Annotated in this window: 18 protein-coding genes; 9 read left to right on the top strand and 9 right to left on the bottom strand. The window is 44.6% G+C overall.

Annotated features, from left to right (window positions below; translation table 11 throughout):
* Positions 1-102 precede the first annotated feature (102 nt).
* The 5 genes from ACEN9X_RS11180 to ACEN9X_RS11160 all read right to left on the bottom strand — a co-directional run bounded on the left by ACEN9X_RS11180 (position 103) and on the right by ACEN9X_RS11160 (position 4668).
* On the bottom strand, positions 103-858 hold the full coding sequence (locus ACEN9X_RS11180; RefSeq protein ID WP_413670445.1) for a 2-phosphosulfolactate phosphatase: 756 nt from the start codon (positions 856-858) through the stop codon (positions 103-105).
* A 50-nt stretch (positions 859-908) separates the two neighbouring features.
* On the bottom strand, positions 909-1994 hold the full coding sequence (gcvT, locus tag ACEN9X_RS11175; RefSeq protein WP_413670444.1) for a glycine cleavage system aminomethyltransferase GcvT: 1086 nt from the start codon (positions 1992-1994) through the stop codon (positions 909-911).
* A 404-nt stretch (positions 1995-2398) separates the two neighbouring features.
* On the bottom strand, positions 2399-2887 hold the full coding sequence (locus ACEN9X_RS11170; protein ID WP_091210093.1) for a TlpA family protein disulfide reductase: 489 nt from the start codon (positions 2885-2887) through the stop codon (positions 2399-2401).
* 39 nt (positions 2888-2926) lie between these two features.
* The gene (locus ACEN9X_RS11165) at positions 2927-3943 is read right to left on the bottom strand and encodes a Gfo/Idh/MocA family oxidoreductase (protein WP_413670443.1); all 1017 of its coding nucleotides are present in this window, start codon (positions 3941-3943) and stop codon (positions 2927-2929) included.
* A gap of 119 nt (positions 3944-4062) precedes the next feature.
* Positions 4063-4668 (bottom strand): DUF4142 domain-containing protein, encoded by a 606-nt coding sequence (locus ACEN9X_RS11160; RefSeq protein WP_413670442.1) that lies wholly within the window; start codon positions 4666-4668, stop codon positions 4063-4065.
* Positions 4669-4921: 253 nt separating this feature from the next.
* Between ACEN9X_RS11160 and ACEN9X_RS11155 the strand changes: the two genes are divergently transcribed.
* The 6 genes from ACEN9X_RS11155 (at position 4922) to ACEN9X_RS11130 (ending at position 9782) form a co-directional block, all read left to right on the top strand.
* Positions 4922-5527 (top strand): hypothetical protein, encoded by a 606-nt coding sequence (locus ACEN9X_RS11155; protein ID WP_413670441.1) that lies wholly within the window; start codon positions 4922-4924, stop codon positions 5525-5527.
* Positions 5528-5566: 39 nt separating this feature from the next.
* Complete coding sequence (locus ACEN9X_RS11150; protein ID WP_413670440.1) at positions 5567-6226, top strand: DUF6624 domain-containing protein; 660 nt, start codon at positions 5567-5569, stop codon at positions 6224-6226.
* A gap of 177 nt (positions 6227-6403) precedes the next feature.
* The gene (gene fumC, locus ACEN9X_RS11145) at positions 6404-7801 is read left to right on the top strand and encodes a class II fumarate hydratase (protein ID WP_413670439.1); all 1398 of its coding nucleotides are present in this window, start codon (positions 6404-6406) and stop codon (positions 7799-7801) included.
* A gap of 229 nt (positions 7802-8030) precedes the next feature.
* Positions 8031-8459 (top strand): fumarate hydratase, encoded by a 429-nt coding sequence (locus tag ACEN9X_RS11140; RefSeq protein ID WP_413670438.1) that lies wholly within the window; start codon positions 8031-8033, stop codon positions 8457-8459.
* A complete protein-coding gene (locus tag ACEN9X_RS11135; protein ID WP_413670437.1) occupies positions 8459-9253 on the top strand; it encodes a S1/P1 nuclease in 795 nt (264 codons plus the stop codon). Before ACEN9X_RS11140 ends, ACEN9X_RS11135 begins: the two co-directional genes overlap by 1 nt.
* An 88-nt stretch (positions 9254-9341) precedes the next feature.
* Positions 9342-9782, top strand: a complete 441-nt coding sequence (locus ACEN9X_RS11130; protein ID WP_413670436.1) for a low molecular weight protein-tyrosine-phosphatase — start codon at positions 9342-9344, stop codon at positions 9780-9782.
* A gap of 36 nt (positions 9783-9818) precedes the next feature.
* On the opposite strand, the gene ACEN9X_RS11125 is transcribed toward ACEN9X_RS11130, so the two are convergent.
* On the bottom strand, positions 9819-10349 hold the full coding sequence (locus ACEN9X_RS11125; protein WP_413670435.1) for a GNAT family N-acetyltransferase: 531 nt from the start codon (positions 10347-10349) through the stop codon (positions 9819-9821).
* Positions 10350-10727: 378 nt separating this feature from the next.
* On the opposite strand from ACEN9X_RS11125, the gene ACEN9X_RS11120 reads away from it, so the two are divergent.
* From ACEN9X_RS11120 to ACEN9X_RS11110, 3 genes are all read left to right on the top strand, one after another.
* The gene (locus tag ACEN9X_RS11120; RefSeq protein WP_413670434.1) at positions 10728-11957 is read left to right on the top strand and encodes a DEAD/DEAH box helicase; all 1230 of its coding nucleotides are present in this window, start codon (positions 10728-10730) and stop codon (positions 11955-11957) included.
* Positions 11958-12321: 364 nt separating this feature from the next.
* Positions 12322-13317 carry a glycoside hydrolase family 43 protein gene (locus ACEN9X_RS11115; protein WP_413670433.1) on the top strand — a complete coding sequence of 332 codons (996 nt, stop codon included), beginning with the start codon at positions 12322-12324 and terminating at the stop codon, positions 13315-13317.
* Positions 13318-13559: 242 nt separating this feature from the next.
* A complete protein-coding gene (locus ACEN9X_RS11110) occupies positions 13560-15176 on the top strand; it encodes an aminopeptidase P N-terminal domain-containing protein (protein ID WP_413670432.1) in 1617 nt (538 codons plus the stop codon).
* Positions 15177-15643: 467 nt separating this feature from the next.
* On the opposite strand, the gene ACEN9X_RS11105 is transcribed toward ACEN9X_RS11110, so the two are convergent.
* The 3 genes from ACEN9X_RS11105 to ACEN9X_RS11095 form a co-directional block, all read right to left on the bottom strand.
* Positions 15644-17551 carry a beta-N-acetylhexosaminidase gene (locus ACEN9X_RS11105; RefSeq protein ID WP_413670431.1) on the bottom strand — a complete coding sequence of 636 codons (1908 nt, stop codon included), beginning with the start codon at positions 17549-17551 and terminating at the stop codon, positions 15644-15646.
* 245 nt (positions 17552-17796) lie between these two features.
* Entirely contained in the window at positions 17797-18924 is a 1128-nt protein-coding gene (locus ACEN9X_RS11100) for an acyltransferase family protein (protein WP_413670430.1), read from the bottom strand.
* 114 nt (positions 18925-19038) lie between these two features.
* Positions 19039-20820, bottom strand: coding sequence for a RagB/SusD family nutrient uptake outer membrane protein (locus ACEN9X_RS11095; RefSeq protein WP_413670429.1), 1782 nt, complete (start codon positions 20818-20820; stop codon positions 19039-19041).
* Positions 20821-20829 lie beyond the last annotated feature (9 nt).

The following is a 20829-nucleotide window of genomic DNA, read 5'->3' as shown; positions in this document are numbered from 1 at the left end:
TGTCATTGCGAGGAGGAACGACGAAGCAATCCCGTAGCTATGCACATCGAATATGCATGGCGACGAGATTGCCACGCTGCGCTCGCAATGACATAACTTATTTTACACCACCAATTTCACCAACTTCTCCCCTTCCAGAATCGGAATAGCGGTAGTCAGGTCAATCTGTAAGCAAAATTCAATATCTTTTTCGATACCTAATTTCTTCAGGCGTTCGCCGTGTGATGTTTTTTTGAGGTAAGTATTGATATCGCTTTTACCAACCTGGAAAAGATCATTGGCGGCTATAGCGGCATCATCCAATACAAATCCTTTGTCTTTTAACTGGTCAACCACAGCTCCTGCAAACAGGGTATCTTCCAGGTTGAAATTGTTTTTCCATCCGGCACAAACCAGCAGAATATTTTCATTTTGCGTGTTAAGCCAGTTGCTTAGTGCGGTAAGGTTCAGGAACGAACCAATTACAATTTTTTTAGCGCTGCGCGATAAATGCAGAGCGTGTGTGCCGTTTGTAGTGGTTAATACTACGGTTTTGCCCGCTACTTTTTCTTTTGTGTAAGAAAATGGCGAATTGCCAAAATCAAAACCCTCCACTACCGATCCGTCGCGTTCGGCGGCAAGAAGGTAATCCAGCCCTTTCTCTCTATACGCGGCACACTCCTCAACTTGTGATACCGGTATAATAGCCTCAGCACCGTTTTCAATACCATAACATATAGATGATGTTGCCCTGAAAATATCAATAACCACTACAATATAATCTTCCACATTAAAAAGCGGCAGTAATGCAGGGGTTAGGCAAACGTGTGCCCCCCGGCCCCCTGAAGGGGGAGTTTGGGTAGTTGTAGTTTCGGACATTTGTTGTGTAGTTTATTTAAAGCTTTACAGGTAGTTCCCCCTTCAGGGGGTTAGGGGGCTTTATAAAACGGCGGTTTTACAATCTGTGCCTTGATTTTATTATCCCTGATGCTGATATAGATTTCGGTGCCTTCTTTGGCGAAAGCGGTATCTACATAACCCATACCAATAGCTTTTTGTAACGATGGCGATTGTGTGCCTGAAGTTACTTTGCCAATGGTATTGCCATCCACATCAACAATAACATAGTCATGGCGCGGAATGCCGCGGTCAATCATTTCAAAGCCTACCAGCTTGCGGCTTACACCAGCTTGTTTTTGGGCTTGCAGGGCTTCGGCATTGGTAAACTCTTTATTGAATTTGGTTACCCAGCCCAGGCCGGCTTCAAGAGGCGAGGTGTTATCATCGATATCATTGCCGTAAAGGCAGAAACCCATTTCCAAACGTAAAGTATCACGCGCGCCTAAACCAATTGGCTTAATGCCGAAGGGTTCGCCTGCTTTGAATATGGCATCCCAGATCTGCTCCGCGTATTGGTTTTCAAAATAGATTTCAAACCCGCCGGCTCCGGTGTAACCTGTAGCAGATATCACCACGTTATCAACGCCGGCAAACGTTCCTTTTTTAAAGGTGTAGTATTCCATCGATACCAAATCCACCTCGGTAAGGCTTTGCAAAGCTTCAGCAGCTTTGGGGCCCTGGATAGCCAGCAGTGAAGTACGGTCGGAGATATTTTTCATATCTACGCCGTTGGTGTTGTATTTGGAGATCCAGTCCCAGTCTTTTTCAATGTTTGAGGCATTAACCACCAGCATATAGGTCTTTTCGTCGATACGGTAAACCAGCAGATCATCAACAATGCCGCCATTTTCATTTGGCAGGCATGAGTACTGCACCTTGCCATCGTATAATTTTGAGGCATCGTTGCTGGTTATACGCTGAATTAAATCAAGCGCGTTCTCGCCTTTTAAAATGAATTCGCCCATGTGGCTCACGTCAAAAACGCCAACAGCTTTGCGCACGGTTTCGTGCTCGGCGTTGATTCCTGCGTATTGAACGGGCATGTTGTAACCGGCAAATGGAACCATTTTAGCGCCGGTTTTTACGTGGATATCGGTTAATGCGGTATTCTTCATCGTCAACTTAAATATTGGCCGCAAAGGTAACTATTACAAATCGTAATCAGTACCCCTCATTGGTTTTGATTATGTTGATTGCTTTATGATTTTCTCACCGGCCTCTGCGGGTTTAAGTAAGTTGAACCCCTCTGTGGTTCGGATAAGGGGTGGGACATTATTTTCTACAAACCTTTTCCCCCTCTGGGGGATTTTTACAATTTTAATAAACAGTATTAACTGAGATGTGCTTGAGGACAGCTGCACCAGAGGTGCAAAAGGTTTGTAGTTTATATTTTCGGTAATGTTCCTTTGCCCCAGAGGGGCAAAACTTAAATGTCTGAGGAACTCCGATGGGACGTTAAACGATAAATCTGGTTAAACTTTGTGAAGTTTAACCGGATTTATATCAGCACTAAAATACTTTATACCTTTTTTAGCGTTTCCATCAGCACCGGAATTTTGGGCACTTTTGGGTACGACTGGAATAATTTACCATACTTATCATAAATGGCTATGTATGGGGTGGTTTGTACGCTGTAAAACTTTTGCACAACGTAGGTATAACCCTCGGTACCAATGGTGATGTTATGGTATTTGGCCAGGTCAAAATCGCGCTGAAAAGTTTGGATGCCTTTAAGCATAGGCATAAAGGTGATCATCACAATCTGCACATCTTTTAACTTGGGCAGCTCGGGTTTCAGATCGTACATCAGGTGCTGGCAATGGCTGCAATCAGGCGAAAAATAGATCACCATTACCGGCTTGTTTTTTTTCAGGTTGGCAGGAGTAACGTAAACACTGTCTGTAGTGAGGATGTGATATGGCGGCAAACCGGAATTAGCAGGTGGCGTTTGTGCCTGGCTGCACCCGGCGGCAATAATCAGACAAAGCAGTAAATACAGTTTCTTCATTATTTTAATTAGCGTTTAATAAGCATAGTTACAACATTTTTAGCTTTCAAGCAATTCAATTTGCCAGGCAACATGCTCTTCAGTTACGGGGAATAACGCATTTTCACGTACCGTATGATATACGGCCTCAAATATCCCGTTATAATTACCTTTGGGTGACGGTATCCACTCTACAGTTTTTTGCCCGTCGGCTCCCATCAGCACCAGTTTGCCGTCGCTGCCTTCGGGTTCAATGCCAAAACCTTCATCGGTGGGCATCATATCGGCATCAAGCTGTGCTTCCTGTACGTCGGTACGCATTTTAACAAAGCTGCCTAATGTGCCATGTACCACAAAGCCGTAGGTGTGTTCGGCAATGAGTAATCCCGAGGTTAGGTAAACATTCAACTGGTTAGGGTATTTAAGGTGGATATTGAAATAATCATCAACCTGCGAATCTGGTCTGAATGCAGCGGTAGTTTTTTCATAGCTCAACGGCCTGCCGAAGATGCTGATGGCATTATCAACCAAATGCGCCCCAAGATCATAAGTAAGGCCGCCACCAGGAACACCGGCTGTTTCCTTGAATTTTTTAACGCCGATAGCCATGCGGTACCTGTCGAGCCTGAAGTGAACCTCGATCAGTTCCCCTAACCTGCCGCTTTCAATTACTTCCTTTACCGAAAGGAAGCCACTGTCATAACGGCGGTTTTGGTAGATCATCACTTTCAAATCAAGCTTTTTGCCCAAATCGTACAGAGCTTTTACCTCATGAGAAGTTACAGCTGCGGGCTTTTCTATCAACACGTGCTTGCCGGCATTAAGGGCTTGTACAGCATAATCAAAATGGGTGTTGTTGGGCGTGTTAACGATGATTAACTCTATTTCATTGTCGTTAAGCAGCTCATCGATGGTATCGTAGCTAATAACATCAGGATATTTTTTACCGGCTTTTTTTTCATGGCGTTCAACCACTGCTTTAAAGGTAAAGCCCGGATTGGTAGTTAAAAACGGGGCATGAAAAATCCTGCCCGACATTCCGTAGGCCATGAGGCCGGTTACTATTGGTTTCGACATATTAAAGTAGATTTTGCTGTGTTAAAAGTATCGTTTTAGCTACACCCACACAAGTTATATAAAAGAAAAAGGGAGATTGTTACATCTCCCTTTTTCTTTCTGAAGTAATCAATAGTTGATTATTTCATGCCCTTTTGGATAGCCTCAATTTCGGCTAAGTGGTGTTGAATTGTGGGCAATGTTTTGGCTGCCCACGCTTTAAGATCAGCGTCCTTGCAATTTTTTGAAGCATCTTCAAACATCGAAGCTACTTTTTTATGGCCGTCAACCATGGCGTCAACATAAGCTTTATCAAAGTCGGCCCCTGATTTTGCTGCCAGTTCGGTTTTCTTTTTCTGATGATCGGCATCCGGTTCGGTTGGTAAGCTGATGTTTTTAGTTTTAGCAAGCGCCATCAGCTCATCATTGGCTTTGGTATGGTCGGTAACCATCATTTTGGCAAAGTCTTTCACTTTGGCATTGGTAGCTTTTTCGCTGGCCAGTTGACCGATAGCAACTTCGGCTAAGCCGGCGTTGGCTGCGCCTGTGGCAAATTTGGCATCATCGGCAGTAACAGCAATGCCTGTTGCACCTGTAGTGGTGGTGTCTTTTACTTTGTTGGCGCTGTCGGCAGTATCTTTTACAGCTGCCGAACTATCGGTGGCTCCGCTTTTAGCGCCGCCGTTACAGGCCTGGAATGATAATGCCGCCAGGGCCATCATTGCAATTAAACTTAACTTTTTCATAGTAGTGTTTTATGTATTTGTTTTACAGTTAACATTTTATAGTTAATTAAGTTTGATTTTCTTATTTGTAAAATTTAATGGTCTGTGCCGGGAGCAAGCTTAATAGGTATTAATTCTTTCCCGCCCTTTTGATTGCCTTCGGGTGCCGAAAATATTAAATACACTTATTCACATTTTAATAAATATTTAACATTTGTTTAAAAGGACTTTTATAAGTTGTGTATTATAATAATACGACTAAATTATACCTGATATGTTAATAGGATCATTGTTTTTGGGCAAGGTGCATGAGGTTAACGGGCAGTGGATAGAGACCAAATTTGTGGTTATTGGCATTCCGCTGTTTCCTACCAGCTCCATGCTGGTAACCCGTGCCGCCTGGCGAAGCCGCAACGGGTTTAATATCCCGCTGAATTATCAAAGCATTATTGCGGGTTATGCACGCATGTTTTCGCTTATTATTGCTTTTATAGCCTTTATATTATTTTTTATTGAACGCGATTCAACTGCTTCTGTAATAGGCGGAGCAGGTTTGTTGCTGTGGCTTTATTTTTACTTTGTTTTTGGCAGCGCCGATACCGCAGAAGCTGAAGAACGCAAAAAAATGGGCGACCTTACCGGCCTTTATATCAAACCCGAGTGGCTTGATCATGATGATGCCTATAAAATCTACGAACGTCTCGAAAAAAAATACCGCACCGAGTTTGATGGTGCCAACTGGCTTACCGATCTGCGACAAAACGAAATAGCGCCGGCCAAATTGCCGCTGTTGTATGCACTATCGAGGTTTAATTATTCGTTAAGGGCTACCGAATGCAACAGGAAATTGTTTGAAAAGGCAGATAGTTTATACTTGTAACACAGGTTTTTGCGTTTATTTGCCTAAACCTTATTTATCATGAAGAACCTGATCGTCGCTTTGTTAATAATAGCGGCAGGCAACGCCTCTGCACAGCAAAAGTTTGATCCTGTTTTAAAGAAGCAGCTTGACAGCGTATTAGCGCTTGATCAAAAATACCGCGAAATATTAACTTATCTGATGGACCCGAACAAAAAGGATTCGGTACTAAAGACCTTGCCTGTTAAGCCGGAACAAGCAACGGGCTATTACTGGAAATTGCAAACCCGGGCGGACTCAAGTAATTTGATTTTCATTGAAAACATATTTGCAAAATATGGTTACCCCGGCAAATCGCTCGTTGGTGAACCAACCAACGAGGCTGCCTGGTCGGTGGTGCAGCATTCTCCCAAAATTGATAAATATCTTCCTGCAATTAAAACCGCGGCCGAAAATAAGGAGCTGCCCTTCAGGCTGTACGCCATGATGCTCGACAGGCAGCTGATGTATGATGGCAAGGAACAGATCTATGGCTCGCAGGCTACATCAAAGCCATTGCGCAACGGTCAAAACATTGGTTATTACATTTGGCCTATTAAAGAAGCCGCTACGGTGAATGAGCGCCGTAAACAAGCCGGCTTTGACCAAACTGTTGAACAAAATGCAAAACGGTTGGGGATTGATTATAAAGTTGTCAAAATAGAAGATGTGAAGTGGTAGTATGGAGACATACGAATAAAAAGGTCTCTGCCGTTGTTGGTGACAACACCAACAACGGCGAGAACAATAGAGATAAATCGCTATTCAGAACAATCTAATTCCCCATCAAAAAGTTTACACCCTGCGTTCCCCCGCATCATATAAAAACATAACTTTGCCCCTGCAAAATTTAATACCATGAGTTTCAGAACCGAACACGATACCATGGGCGAGGTACAGGTACCTGCCGACAAATACTGGGGAGCGCAAACCGAACGCTCACGCAATAATTTTAAAATTGGTCCGGAGGCGTCAATGCCAAAGGAAATTATCGACGCTTTCGCTTACCTGAAGAAGGCTGCAGCTTTTACTAATACCGATTTAGGTGTATTATCAGCAGAAAAACGCGATCTGATAGCACAGGTTTGCGATGAGATCCTTGCCGGCCAGCTGGCTTCAGAGTTTCCGCTGGTGATCTGGCAAACAGGTTCGGGCACGCAATCAAACATGAACGTGAACGAAGTGGTTGCCAACCGCGCGCACGTATTACAAGGCAATAAACTGGGCGAAGGCAAAACCTTTATCCACCCGAATGATGACGTAAACAAATCACAATCATCAAATGATACTTACCCTACTGCCATGCATATTGCGGCATACAAAATGCTGATCGACGTGACTATTCCGGGTGTTGAAAAACTTCGTGATACTTTACAGGCTAAATCAGAAGCCTTTAAATCGGTAGTTAAAATTGGTCGTACCCATTTGATGGATGCAACCCCGCTTACCTTAGGCCAGGAGTTTTCAGGTTATGTTTCTCAGTTAAACCATGGTTTAAAAGCACTGCGTAACACGCTTGATCACCTTTCAGAACTTGCCCTTGGTGGTACTGCCGTAGGTACAGGTATCAACACCCCTAAAGGTTATGACGTAAAAGTTGCTGAGTACATCGCCCAATTCACCGGTTTGCCGTTCATCACTGCCGAGAATAAATTTGAAGCACTTGCAGCTCATGATGCTATTGTGGAAAGCCATGGCGCATTGAAACAAATTGCAGTTTCATTAATGAAAATTGCTAACGATATCAGGATGCTGGCTTCTGGTCCGCGTTCGGGTATTGGCGAAATCCATATTCCGGATAACGAGCCTGGTTCATCAATTATGCCAGGTAAAGTTAACCCAACCCAAAATGAGGCCGTTACTATGGTAGCTGCACAAGTTATGGGTAATGATGTGGCTATCTCTATCGGTGGTTCAAACGGCCATTACGAACTGAACGTATTTAAACCGGTTATGGCTGCTAACTTTCTTCAATCGGCAAGGTTAATTGGCGATGCTTGTGTATCATTCAATGACCATTGCGCTATAGGTATTGAGCCGAACTACGAAGGCATCAAAAAACACCTTGAAAACTCGTTAATGCTGGTAACTGCACTTAACCCGCACATCGGTTACGAAAACGCAGCAAAAATTGCTAAAACAGCACTTAAAAACGGGAGTTCATTACGCGAAGCAGCTATTGGCTTAGGCTTACTAACCAACGAGCAGTTTGACGAGTGGGTACGCCCGGAAAATATGATAGGCAGCTTAAAATAAGAGCCACCTCACCCCAACCCCTCTCCAAAAGAGAGGGGCTTTTTAATTTTCGCTTATGCAAAAACGCTATAGCTTTCTCTTTTTTTCCTTCAGCTTTCGGCTTTTCGCTTTAAGCCTTCCGCTTCCCGCTTTCCGCTCAAAGAAAGCCTTTCGCCTTTTACCTTTCGCCTTTCACCTAACAGGGATCGCCTTTTGCCTAATCGTAGCTTCTTGTAGCAGGAACCCCGACATGCAGGAGCCGGGAGATAGCAAGCTACAGGGTGAGTGGCGGCAGGACTCGGTACCCGCTCAAAAAAGCCTGGTAACATATTCGCTATACGACATTAAATTCAGCTGTGATTCATTTCTTTTGAAGATTAGTACCGTTAGCAAGGTAAATTATGGTGCCGATACTTGCATGAGTAAAGGACATTGGGCCGAATATGTGCGCGGAACGTACTCGCAAAGGCAGGATACGCTGCATATTAAAGGCCAGTTTTGTAATGCCGATGGCTCATATAAAAACGAGCAGGGTTGTTTCAGGTTTGGCGATTATGAAGAATACTTTAAGGTTCACCGCACCGGCGATTCGCTCATCAGGTTTATAAGCACATCAAACGTAATACCTATTAACGTGCACTTGATAAAAAGAACAAGCTGTATTCCAAAACCATTGTAATGAAAACACAAATTTTAAAGAAACTTTTACTGCTGGTGGCTATATTTTATATCCCACTGCAAAGTATGGCCTGGGGCACTAACGGTCACCGTATTTGTGGCCAGGTTGCCGATAGCTACCTTACACCTAAAGCCCGTAAAGCCATAGAAGCCATTTTAGGCAATGAATCAATAGCAATTACCAGTAACTGGGCCGATTTCATTAAATCCGACCCGGCTTATGGTTACCTGTATAACTGGCATTTTATCGATCTGGATAAAGCCTATACTTATCCCGAACTACAAGGCTACTTAAAAGCGGATACAGCCGTTGACGCCTACACTAAAATGAACTTTTTGATTGCGGAGCTTAAAAAGCCAGCTACAACAAAAGCCAACAAGCTGCTTTATCTGCGCATGCTGATCCATATTGTTGAGGATGTACACCAGCCGCTGCACACCGGCCACACCAGTGATAAAGGTGGTAACGATGTAAAAGTGCAGTGGTTTGGAAAAGACAGCAACCTGCACTCGGTTTGGGATAGCCAGTTAATTGATTTTCAGCAGTTAAGTTATACCGAGTATGCAACCATGATTAACCATACTACAGCTGCCCAGCGCACCAGGCTGCAAAAAGCCCCGATAAGCCAGTGGTTGTATGAAAGCAACCAGCTTGCCGAAAAACTGTATGTAGATGTTAAACCCGGTGAAAACCTGAGCTACAAATACAACTTTAAATACATTGGTTTACTAAACGACCAAATGGTAAAAGCCGGCGTTCGTTTGGCCGGTGTTTTGAATCAGATTTTTGGCTGATTTTTTTAAGGCGAAAGGTTAAAGCTGAAAGGTTGCCTCTCTGCTTTAACCTTTCGCCTTTAACCTTTCTCCTTTTACCTCCAACAAAATGAAAATACTAATGGTATGCCTCGGCAATATCTGCCGTTCGCCACTGGCCGAAGGGATCATGCAGCACCTGGCAGATGAAAATGGTCTGGGCTGGGATGTTGATTCGGCAGGTACGGGTAGATGGCATATAGGCGAAGCTCCCGACAGGCGTTCGATCCGCGCCGCACGCAACCATGGAATTGATATCAGCAAACAGGTTTGCCGCCAGTTTAAACGAAGCGACTTTGACGATTTTGACCACATCTTTGTAATGGACCGCAATAATTTGAGCGATGTGCTTGATATGGCCCGCAACGAAGAACAAGCCGCCAAAGTAAAACTTCTTTTGGGCGATAAAGTTGTGCCCGATCCGTACTATGATGACAACCAATTTGAACCGGTTTTTGAATTGATTGAAAACGGTTGTAAGGATATTATTAAAGGGTTACACCCCCTCTAAATCTCCCCCGGTTGGGGAGACTTTTAATAAATATTTTTAAGCCCTCCCTTCCGGGGAGGGTTTGGGAGGGGTTTCCACCCTAAAAAACGGCACATCTTCACCATACCAAAACACAATCCCTTCCCTTGCAAACCCGGCTTTGATCAGTACCCTTTGTGATGCCGCGTTTTGCGGATGGGTAACGGCACAAATTTCTTTCAGGCCAATTTTATTTAATCCATAGCTAACTAATGCCTCTGCCAATTCGGTTGCAACGCCTTGCCCCCAGTATTTGAGGTGCAGGCGGTAGCCCAACTCAATTCGGCTCTTGTCATAATCACTTGGTTTTAGTGCGCAAACGCCTATAAAATCGTTATCGGCGATATTAAAGACGCCCCATCTGCCCAGGCCCGATCCATTTTGGTATTCTTTCAAGGTATCCTTAAAAACCTGTTTACTCTCCTGTGGAGTGCGTTTCTTTACATACTGGGTAAGACGGTCATCTGCATCAATCACAGTTGAAAGTACTTCGTCTTCGGCCGTAAATTCGCGGATCAGCAGGCGGGGTGTTTGGGTGATAATATTCATAGGTTTTCAAAAATAAATTTTTGAATTGATTGTGAAGGTAAGATGAGTGTCATTATAGAGTTGCTATAGGCAAATTTTGCAGGATACGTGCCTTGAAATGCAATAGGAGGCACCTCCGTAGCCTTGATATCTGTCTTGTTTTTTAACTATAAACATGGTACTCCTATAGAATTTAAAAGGCACGCATGCATAGAACTCCGTAGGAGTACCATGTTTATAGAAAATGAAACAAACCTTTTGGCTCCGGAGGAGCCTCCTGTATTTACATGATAGTGAACCGATGTAATTATTCTGATCCTTAACGGTAGCTCAATTATGCTAAAACCCTCATTTCCCGTTAAATTTTTTATACCTTGCATAATTTACTTATAAGATATAGTGACTTTCCAGGATTTTAATTTTAACGAGCAATTATTTGAAGGTGTAGAGAGTATGGGTTTCCTGAACCCTACGCCCATACAGGCCATGGCTATCCCAACCATTATGGAGGGGCGCGACCTGATTGCATGCGCTCAAACCGGTACCGGTAAAACCGGCGCCTACCTGCTGCCTGTTTTAAACAGCATCAGTAAAACAAATAAACACCATACCAGTGCCCTTATACTTGCCCCAACCCGCGAGCTTGCCCAGCAAATAGATCAGCAGGTTGAAGGCCTTGCTTATTTTACAGGCATCAGCTCTATTGCCGTTTTTGGTGGCGGCGATGGTGTGGTTTATGAACAGCAGCGCCGCGGCATCCAAAATAATGTAAACATCATTGTGGCTACTCCGGGCAGGCTTATCGCCCACCTTACATCGGGTGTGCTGAAGCTCAATCATCTTACCCACCTGGTACTTGATGAGGCCGACCGTATGCTGGACATGGGTTTTTCGGATGATATCATGAAGATCATCAGCTACCTGCCTAAAGAACGGCAAACGCTGCTTTTTTCGGCCACCATGCCGGGCCGTATCCGATCATTGGCGAAAGCTATTTTGAAAGATCCCGAGCAAATTAACATAGCCATTTCGCAGCCGGCTGTGGGTATCGATCAGCAGGTTTACCGGGTGCACGATCAGCAAAAAACGCCGCTGGTGCAGCACATCCTCAAAGATTCGGCGTTTACAAGTATTATCATCTTTGCTTCGCGCAAAGAAATTGTTAAAGCATTGTACAAAGAATTGAAGGCGATCAAGATCAACGCCATGTCGTTCCACTCCGATCTGGAGCAGAAGGAACGTGAGGAGATCCTGCTTAAGTTCAAAAACAAATTACTTCCGGTTATCATTGGTACCGATGCGCTTTCGCGTGGTATTGATGTGGAAGGTATCGACCTCGTGATCAATTACGATGTTCCCGGCGACCCGGAAGATTATATTCACCGTATCGGTCGTACGGCCCGCGCTGCTACCACCGGTACTGCTATTACCTTCGTAAACCACCGCGATGAGCGAAAGTTAAAAAACATTGAAAAACTGATAGAAAAGCCTATCAAGCTAATGGCGCTGCCTGATGAGTTAGCCTCAATACAACCCCTTAAGCCTGAACCTGCGCAAGGTGACGCCAAAAGGAAACCTAACCGCCGCTGGGGAAAAAAGAAACCGAAACAACAGAACACCGGTAATTAAAAAATTTTCACGAATACTTTTAAGTTGAACACAATTTACACGAATTACACGAATTAAATAGGTTAATAGAAGCTCAGGATCTACAAGCATTATTTCATTGCCGTTGACTTTAGTCAACGGTTAAAAAAGAAACGAACTCCCAGGCTTTAGCCCAAACTGTTCGAGCGGAATTTGGCTAAAGCCTGGGAGTTTGCAATCGCATCCCTTTGACTTTAGTCAACGGCAATGAATTTGATAAGAGTTCTCTCTGTTTAATCCCGATAATCTTAAATTCGTGTAATTCGCTTCAATTCGAATAAATTAGTGCATCGTTACTAAAACGTTTTATCTATTTTGATATCTTAGACCCAAAATCTATTTCCCAATGATCATTCCTAAAAAATTGGTTTTGCTGGCAACGTTTGGTGCAGCAATTATCATATCTGCAGACAAAGCATTAGCACAGGAGAAAAAAACATCAGGTAACCCTATTGTTGAAGGTTGGTATGCCGATCCGGAGGCTAAGATCTTTAACAAGCAATACTGGGTGTACCCTACCTACTCGGCTAAATATAACGACCAGGTGTTTATGGATGCCTTTTCATCGCCCGACCTGGTTAACTGGACAAAGTATCCGCATATCATAGATACCGCTGCTGTAAAATGGGCAAAGCGCGCTATGTGGGCACCTGCGGTGACCGAGAAGGATGGGAAATATTATATCTTTTTTGGCGCTAATGATATCCAGAACAATAACGAAATTGGTGGCATTGGCGTTGCTGTTGGCGATAAACCCGAAGGTCCGTTCAAAGACCTTTTGGGTAAACCACTCATCGGGCAGATCATCAATAAAGCGCAACCTATCGACCAGTTTGTTTTTAAAGACGATAATGGCCAGTACTACATGATCTATGGTGGCTGGGGCCAGTGTAACATTGTAAAACTAAAAAACGATTTTACAGGCGTTGAACCATTTGATAATGGTGAAACCTATAAACTGATCACCCCAAAAGATTATGTTGAAGGCCCTGTGATGTTTAAACGCAAAGGCAAATACTACTTTATGTGGAGCGAAGGCGGTTGGACTGGTCCGGATTACCGCGTTGCTTACGCTATTGGCGATTCGCCTTTCGGTCCGTTTAACCGTATCGGAACCATATTAAAGCAGGATGCCAGCATAGCTACAGGTGCAGGTCACCATTCGGTGATCCAGGTGCCGGGTAAAGATGAATGGTATATAGTTTATCACCGCCGCCCGTTAACCGAAACAGATGGCAATCATCGTGTTACCTGCATTGATAAAATGTATTTTGATAAGGATGGCAAGATCCTGCCGGTTAAGATCACCAATGAAGGTGTAACGGCAAGGAAGATTAAATAGCCCCCTGGCCTCTGAAAGGGGAGCTTGCGGAGAACATAGCACGTTGCAAAACTTACGAAGTTTTTAAAACTTCGTAAGTTTCCTTAACCATTTGAGGCATTGAGGTAATATGCCCTTTAATTTGCACATCTGAAATTTCATCATTTGCAAATCAATCTTTCCCCCTAAAAGGGTGAAGTTGATAATCCCTGATATTTAGTATCTTAAACCGTTTTTTTGACTGACATTATTCCTTTATCATTATGACGCGATCATTTTTTCGGGCATTAGTAGTTTTACTTGCCCTTATTGGCAGCAACCGCTGTTTCGGGCAAGCCGCCGAAAACTTACCTACCGATTATTTAAGCAAAGAATTTCACGCCGGAAGACGCCAGGCGCTGCGTGAGCTGATGCCCGCCAATTCGGTAACGGTGATCTTCTCGTACCCCGAGCAGGTGTTTTCGAATGACGTTAACTACGTTTATCATCCTAACCCCGACCTGTATTATTTTTCGGGATATAAAGAACCCAACTCAGTATTGTTAGTATTTAAAGATCTGCAGGCCGATGGCGACAGTAGCTATAATGAGGTGCTGTTTGTACGCCACCGCGATGCCGGTCGCGAGCAGTGGACAGGCAGGCGTTTGGGCGTTGAAGGTGCTAAATCGCGGCTGGGCTTTAAGCGGGCTTATAACAGTGAGGATTTTGCGAAATTCCCTGTTGATTTTAAAAAGTTTGCCAATGTATATTATGACGCGCTGCCAGAGGACGTTACGGGCGATGGCTCGACAGGCGAGTTAAAGAAGCTGATAGCTGCTTTTAAAAGTAAGGCTGGCATAACGGAAACAAACAGGCAGGTTATGAGTGACCTTAATTTGATAGCAAGAATGGTTACCCCTCAAAATTTGGACCGTTTCATGACTTATTTTAAAGATAAGTTTGCAGATGATGATCACAAGAATAATCCGCTTATACAACAATTGTTGGCCAAGCCCGATTCTGCAACACTTGCCGATGTTAAGGCAAAGATTGCCGCAACTTACGGCGGTAACACCGGATATGCTGAATTTACTTCCAAACTTCGCGGTATAAAAACTCCGGAAGAAATAGCTGTATTGAAAAAAGCTGTTGAAATATCAAGCCTCGCCCATCTGGAAGTAATGAAATCGGTAAAACCAACTATGAGCGAGCGCGAGGTGGAAGGGATCATGACCTATGTGCACAAAAGATATGGAGCAGAAGACGAGGGTTACCCGCCAATTGTAGGTGCCGGGGCAAATGGCTGTATCCTGCACTATGAAGAAAATTCGGCTACAAAACTTAGCAACCAATTGCTGCTGATGGATGTTGGTGCCGAGTATCATGGCTACTCTGCCGATGTTACCCGTACCGTACCAGCCAATGGCAAATTTACCGAAGAGCAAAAGGCTATTTACCAATTGGTGTATGATGCCCAGGAAGAGATTTTTAAGTTATGCAAAGCAGGCGTTCCGTATGCAAGCCTCGAGCAGAAATCGGCGGAAGTTTTAGCAGCGGGGTTGATCAAACTGGGTATTATTAAAAATGCTTCGGAAGTGCGTAAGTACTATCCGCATGGTTGCTCGCACCATTTAGGGCTTGATGTGCATGACAAAGGCGGTCGCGGTAATTTGGAAGAGAATTGGGTGATCACTGTTGAGCCGGGAATTTATATCCCAGCGGGTAGTCCATGTGATAAAAAATGGTGGAACATTGGTGTACGTATTGAAGATGATGTACAGATAGGAAAAGACAAGGGCATGATCCTTTCAATAGATGCGCCGCGCAAATGGCAGGACGTTGAAAAAGCAGCAACCGAGAAAAGTATTTTTGAAGCCGCTAAATTCCCGGAGCTGAAGTAAAATTAAAGTAAGATAAGATAAAAAGCCACCGCTCGGCTCCCGCCGAGTGGCAGCTATCAAGCGGCCTCTGGCCGCCGAAGCGAAAATACCTGTGCCCGTTTGTAACCGAACTTGCGCTCGTTTGCAACGAGCGCTTAATATGGTTTGGCGATTTCATCGCCGGTATCGCGTTACAAACGCTATCCCAGTTTAAGCGCTCGTTGCAAACGAGCGCAAGAAAAAAAGCATTTTTGAAGCCGCTAAATTCCCGGAGCTGAAGTAAAAAATGCACTTTATGTCATTGCGAGGAGCAGCGGGGGCTGTGCAATTGGGCGACGTGGCAATCTCGTAGCTTTGCATCGCCACGGTGCATAGCGGCCCTGTATAGTTACGAGATTGCCGCGCTATCGCTCGCAATGACATAGGGGTAGTAAAACAAAAAGCCCTTCGGATTAAATTCCGAAGGGCTTTCGTCTTTAATGTAATCATTACTTCTTAATCCTGCTTTTCAGCTCAGCCAATGGCATGGTAACCATACGGCCTATTGGCTTTTTACCGCGATAGGTGATCACCCGGAGCGTAGTTGCATCCTTAGGAGCATCTATCGGTGTTGTATATTTAGGATAAAACCTGTCGGGGAACGAGTTGTCAAAACTGTAATAAGTATCCAGTCCGTTAACCTCGTTAGTCAGCGTGATTTTTAACGTGCTGTCGGCATTCAAGGTAGCGTCAAATGACGGATCATAAGCGCTTGGGGCTATCTTGGTTTCAGCTTCATCAAAGCGTGGGAAGTGTTTCTCTACCCTGCTGAAAAAACCATCCCAGTTTTTAGTGCCTTTTGGCGACCATACATCCTCGGCAATAGCCATTCCGCGTGGCCAGGTCATATATTCGGCCTGGCGGATGTTGTACACCTGCTCTGTCCACAAGTTGGCCTGTCCGCCTTTAATGAGGCGTGCATCAACGCTATCGGGTACAGGCTCCCATGAATAGGTTTTGTTTAAACGAAGTGTGGCGTAGATTTTGGTTTCGTTTACACGGTCGCTTTGCATATAATCAAGATACGCGAACGTAGTTGGGCTCATTACCACTTCGTGGCCGGCTTTGGCAGCGGTAATGCCACCCTGGATACCGCGCCAGCTCATAACAGCTGCATTGGGCCCCAGGCCGCCTTCAATGATCTCATCCCAGCCCATGAATTTTTTGCCTTTTGATTCAACGATCTTTTCAAGGCGCTTTTCAAAATAAGCCTGTACTTCGCTCATGGTCTTCAGGTTTTCTTTAGCCATTAATGCTTTTATGGCATCGCTTTGTTCCCAGAAATTTTTGGCGCACTCGTCACCCCCTAAATGGATATAACCGAAGGGGAACAGCTGGGCGATTTCAGTAACTACTTTATCCATAAAAGTATAAACGTTCTCGTTGGCCGGGCAAAGGGTGTTGTCAACAATAGCGCGGTTATGCGGGCCGCTCCAGTCCATAAAAGGCTCGCCGGAGTTTACCACGTATTTATCGGCACCGGGAGTGCATGAAAGCTCTGGATAGGCAACTACTGCGGCAAGACTATGGCCGGGAACATCAATTTCGGGCAGGATATCAACAAACCGGTCTTTCGCGTATTGTACCAGCTCTTTGATATCTTCCTGGGTGTAAAAACCGCCGTAGGTGCGTGGTTCATCAGCTGTTGGCGGGGTGAATGTTCCAAACTGACCAACTTTTTTAACATTGTGAGCTCCTACTTCGGTTAACCTTGGCAGGCTTTTGATCTCCACGCGCCAACCTTCATCATCGGTAAGGTGTAAATGCAGCAGGTTGAATTTGTACTTAACCATAGCGTCGATGTATTGCTTAACCTCGGCTTTGGTAAAAAAGTGACGGGCTACATCAAACATCAATCCTCTCCAGGCAAACCTTGGATAGTCGGTAATTTCAACTGCGGGTGCAGTCCACTTTACACCTTTGGCTATTTCCCAACCCTCAACCTCTTTAGGCAGCAGCTGGAAAAACGTTTGTACACCATAAAATAGCCCGGCAGCATCATTGGCACGGATCACTACTTTTTTAGGCGTTACAGATAATTTATATCCCTCGGTTTTGAGCACTGTATCAGCAGTTTTATTTAAGATTAGCCTGATGGGTGCTGTGGGGGCGGTACTTTTTACAGTAATGAATGCTCCTGTGGATGTAGATAGTTTTCGTTTAAGGTAGGCAGTTACATTTGCCACATCGGCAGATGAACCGGCCTCAACAACGACTGTTTTGGGCAGCACAAACTCGCCTGTTGTTTGGGTAACTTTTACCGGCTGCGGGATAAGCGCGAGTGCCGGTTTGCTTGTTTGGGCTGCAGAAAGCAGGTGTGCCATACAGCCGCAAAGCAATAAGGATAATCTCTTCATAAAGAATTGTTATTTAATTGGATGTACGCAAATTAAACTTTTTAAATAATATTAAGAAGTGTTTTCTGAACCATGGTTTTTTTGTCTGAACTCGAATTTTAAGGAATTATTGGAATTTTTTGAATTTGCTGAGCATTCTGGTAATTACTTAATTCTATAAATTCGGGTTCAGACAAAACATCAGCCGCCGGGCGATAAAGAAAACCTAAATCCGAAATCGAATATTCGAAGTCCGACATTCCAAATTACACCCTGATATAAATATTCCGCTTGTCAAGGATGTAAGCCACCAGCCAACAGATCAGCATAAAGCTGATGGCAAAAAGCAACGAGCCTATTGGCCCGGGCGCTATGGCCTGGTAAAAAGCCGTATTTATCCAGTCTACAGCATTTGCGCCGCCTATAATGATCATGCTTACCGGGATCAGCAATATTTCGGAAAGCACGTAAATTGGCAGCGGATTTTTACCCATGGTGGTGAAAAAACGAGCCCAGTTGCCCTTGTTCCAGTTATTGATCTCCAGCGTATAGATTAATGCCGACAGGATCACCAGATCGAGCCCGGTGGTAACCAGCACAAAAGAGCTTGTCCACAGCTTTTTATTGATCGGGAAAACCATGTTCCAGCACAGGGCCAAAAAGATGAACAGGCAGCCGGTTAACAGTAGTTTGGTAGTGGTATCGTATCCCTTTCCTTTTTGCTGAATGAACTTACCTGCGTAATAACCCACTACCACATTAACAATAGCAGGTAACGTGCTTAATACACCTTCGGGTTCGAACGGGATACCTTCGCCGTGATACAGGTGATCGACACCAAACAAAAACTTATCAAGATAAATGCCCGCATTACCGGTCATGCTCAGCGGATCGGCAGGATTGCCGTACACCAGCAGGATGATCCAGTACATCACTAAAAATAAGCCTGACAAAATAAAAACCGTTTGTTTGGACAGGAAATGGATCATCAGCGAAGCAAAGCAATAGCACAGGGCAATACGCTGCAAAACCCCCATAATGCGGGTATGTGTAATAGGCTTTAAGTGAAATCCGCCGTTGGTTGAAAAGAAAGGGAACCAGTACATAAGGTAACCTATTAAAAATATAAGCAGCGTACGCCTGAAAATTTTGCTAAGTACGGCCGCGTTGCCCATCTCCTGGTAGCGTTTCATTGAAAAGCTCATAGCATTGCCTACGGCAAACAAAAAGGAAGGGAATACAAGATCGGTTGGGGTGAAGCCATGCCATGCAGCATGCTCAAGCGGTGAAAATGGGGCTGCTCCGCTGCCCGGCGTATTTACAATGATCATGAAGCATAAAGTCATGCCACGAAATACATCCAGCGATAAAAACCGCGATGATGATTTGTCCATAAATGGGTTTAAAAATGTTTATAATCAGCTTTACAAAAAGGCAGGGGGATAGGGCAAGATATAAACTTACCGGGAATTGTACAATCCCGGTAAGTTTATTAAGGTGGATTTTAATTAATGATAACCCGGATTTTGTTTCAATTGCGGTGTGCCGCCTTTGGCGCTTAGGTCAATCTCTACCAGCGGTATCGGGAAATATTCGCTTTTCCCTTTAATGAATTTACCGCCTTTTACATCATTGGTTAACGTACTTTGATATGCTATGTAAGCATTAAGCTCGGTATCGGCAATGCCCCAGCGTACAAGGTCAAAAAAGCGGTGCCCTTCCATTGCGAGCTCAATTTTACGCTCAAAATAGATGGCTTTAAGCGCAAAATCCTTGCTGGCAAATGCACCGCCGGGATATGGGCTCACTTTGTAGTTAGCAGCAGCCTGAGTGGTGAACCCAGCCGTTGGGTCATCATTGTCTTTGTATTTATGTACAAAACCTTCGGGATTAGCTGCGCGGTTACGCACCATGTTTACATAACTTTCGGCTTTATCCAGGCTCCCAACCTGTGCTTCAACCTCAGCGGCCATTAACAGTACATCGGCATAACGAATAATGTTGTAATTGATGCCTGAACCCGGGGCCCATGAGGTGTTATCGCCGTTTACATCCTGTTCGGCCTGGCCATAAACATTTTTGATAGGCGAATAAGGGCCACCATACTGCTGATCGCGGATCCAGTCGGCTCCGGGGTGTAAGCCCCAGTCAAGATAAGGGATCCCGCGGCGACCGGCAGTCCAGTCAAGGCGTGGATCAATAGTACCTGCATCCGGAGTATAATCGTCTGCCGATGCCAGGCCCATATCTGTTTTTATAGCATGGCTGTTATAATCGTCAAGATATGGTAAGCCCGTAGTTGGATTGGTGCGGAAATGATTTACGAGGTCAATTGAGGGCTGGTAAAAGCCGCAGCAACTAAACGGACTGCTATTGCCATACGGAAAGTTAAGCATATCGCCGTTATTTGCCTGTGAAGGGCCGTTGGGGTCTGTATTGGCTGCCGCCTGTACCGCGAAAACAGATTCGGCGCTGTTATTGGTAGCCGTTCTGAAATTGTCGTTGAATTTAGCGTTAAGGGCGTACTTTTTACCATCTGAAGTTACACCCTGCGCAATAACGGCATCAAATACAACCTTTGCTTCAGCATATTTATGCTCGTACAGGTAAGTTTTACCCAAGTATGCACCTGCGGCCCATTTATTGGCACGGCCAACTTCGGGTTGGGTATTAGGCAGATTGTCGTAAGCATATTTAAAATCGGCCTCAATTTTTGGCCAGATATCCGTATTGTTAGGCTGATTGACATCGGTAGTTGTTTCATCCAGATAAGGTACATTATTGAACATCTTTTTTAGATCGAAGTAATAATGCGCCCTTAAAAACCGGGCCTGTGCCAGTATATTGGTTTTGTTTGAGGCTGATATGGAAGTAACCTTATTGGTTATTTTGATGGTGTTGTTTGTGCGCGATACACCCTCATAATCGGCCCGCCATTTACTGTCAAAAAAGCCATTGCTGGCATCGGCGTTGTATTTCATCATCGGTTCTATCGGTTGCTGATCGCCGGCGATACTGCCCTTAGATGCATCACCGCCTACTACACCGCCGTATACCCAGTTATCCGGCGAGGCTTCCCATGCGCCGCCGCCGCCTACCGAGGCGTCGCCGCCCTGCTGGCCATCCAACACTGCATAAGCACCTACAAGCAGTTCATTAGCTCCTGATTCTGTTTCGAGAAATTGAGGTTCGAGGGCGCCGTTAATAGGCTTATCGAGATATGATTTTTTACATGCGCCAAGCGATAGGATGCTTAAAAGCGCTATGGAAATAAGTTTTTTAGCTTTCATTGTAATCCG

The sequence above is a fragment of the Mucilaginibacter sp. Mucisp86 genome (assembly GCF_047324315.1).
Classification (GTDB): Bacteria; Bacteroidota; Bacteroidia; order Sphingobacteriales; family Sphingobacteriaceae; genus Mucilaginibacter.
The sequence above is the reverse complement of the archived record's forward strand: the minus strand, read 5'-3'. Positions and strand labels throughout refer to the sequence as shown.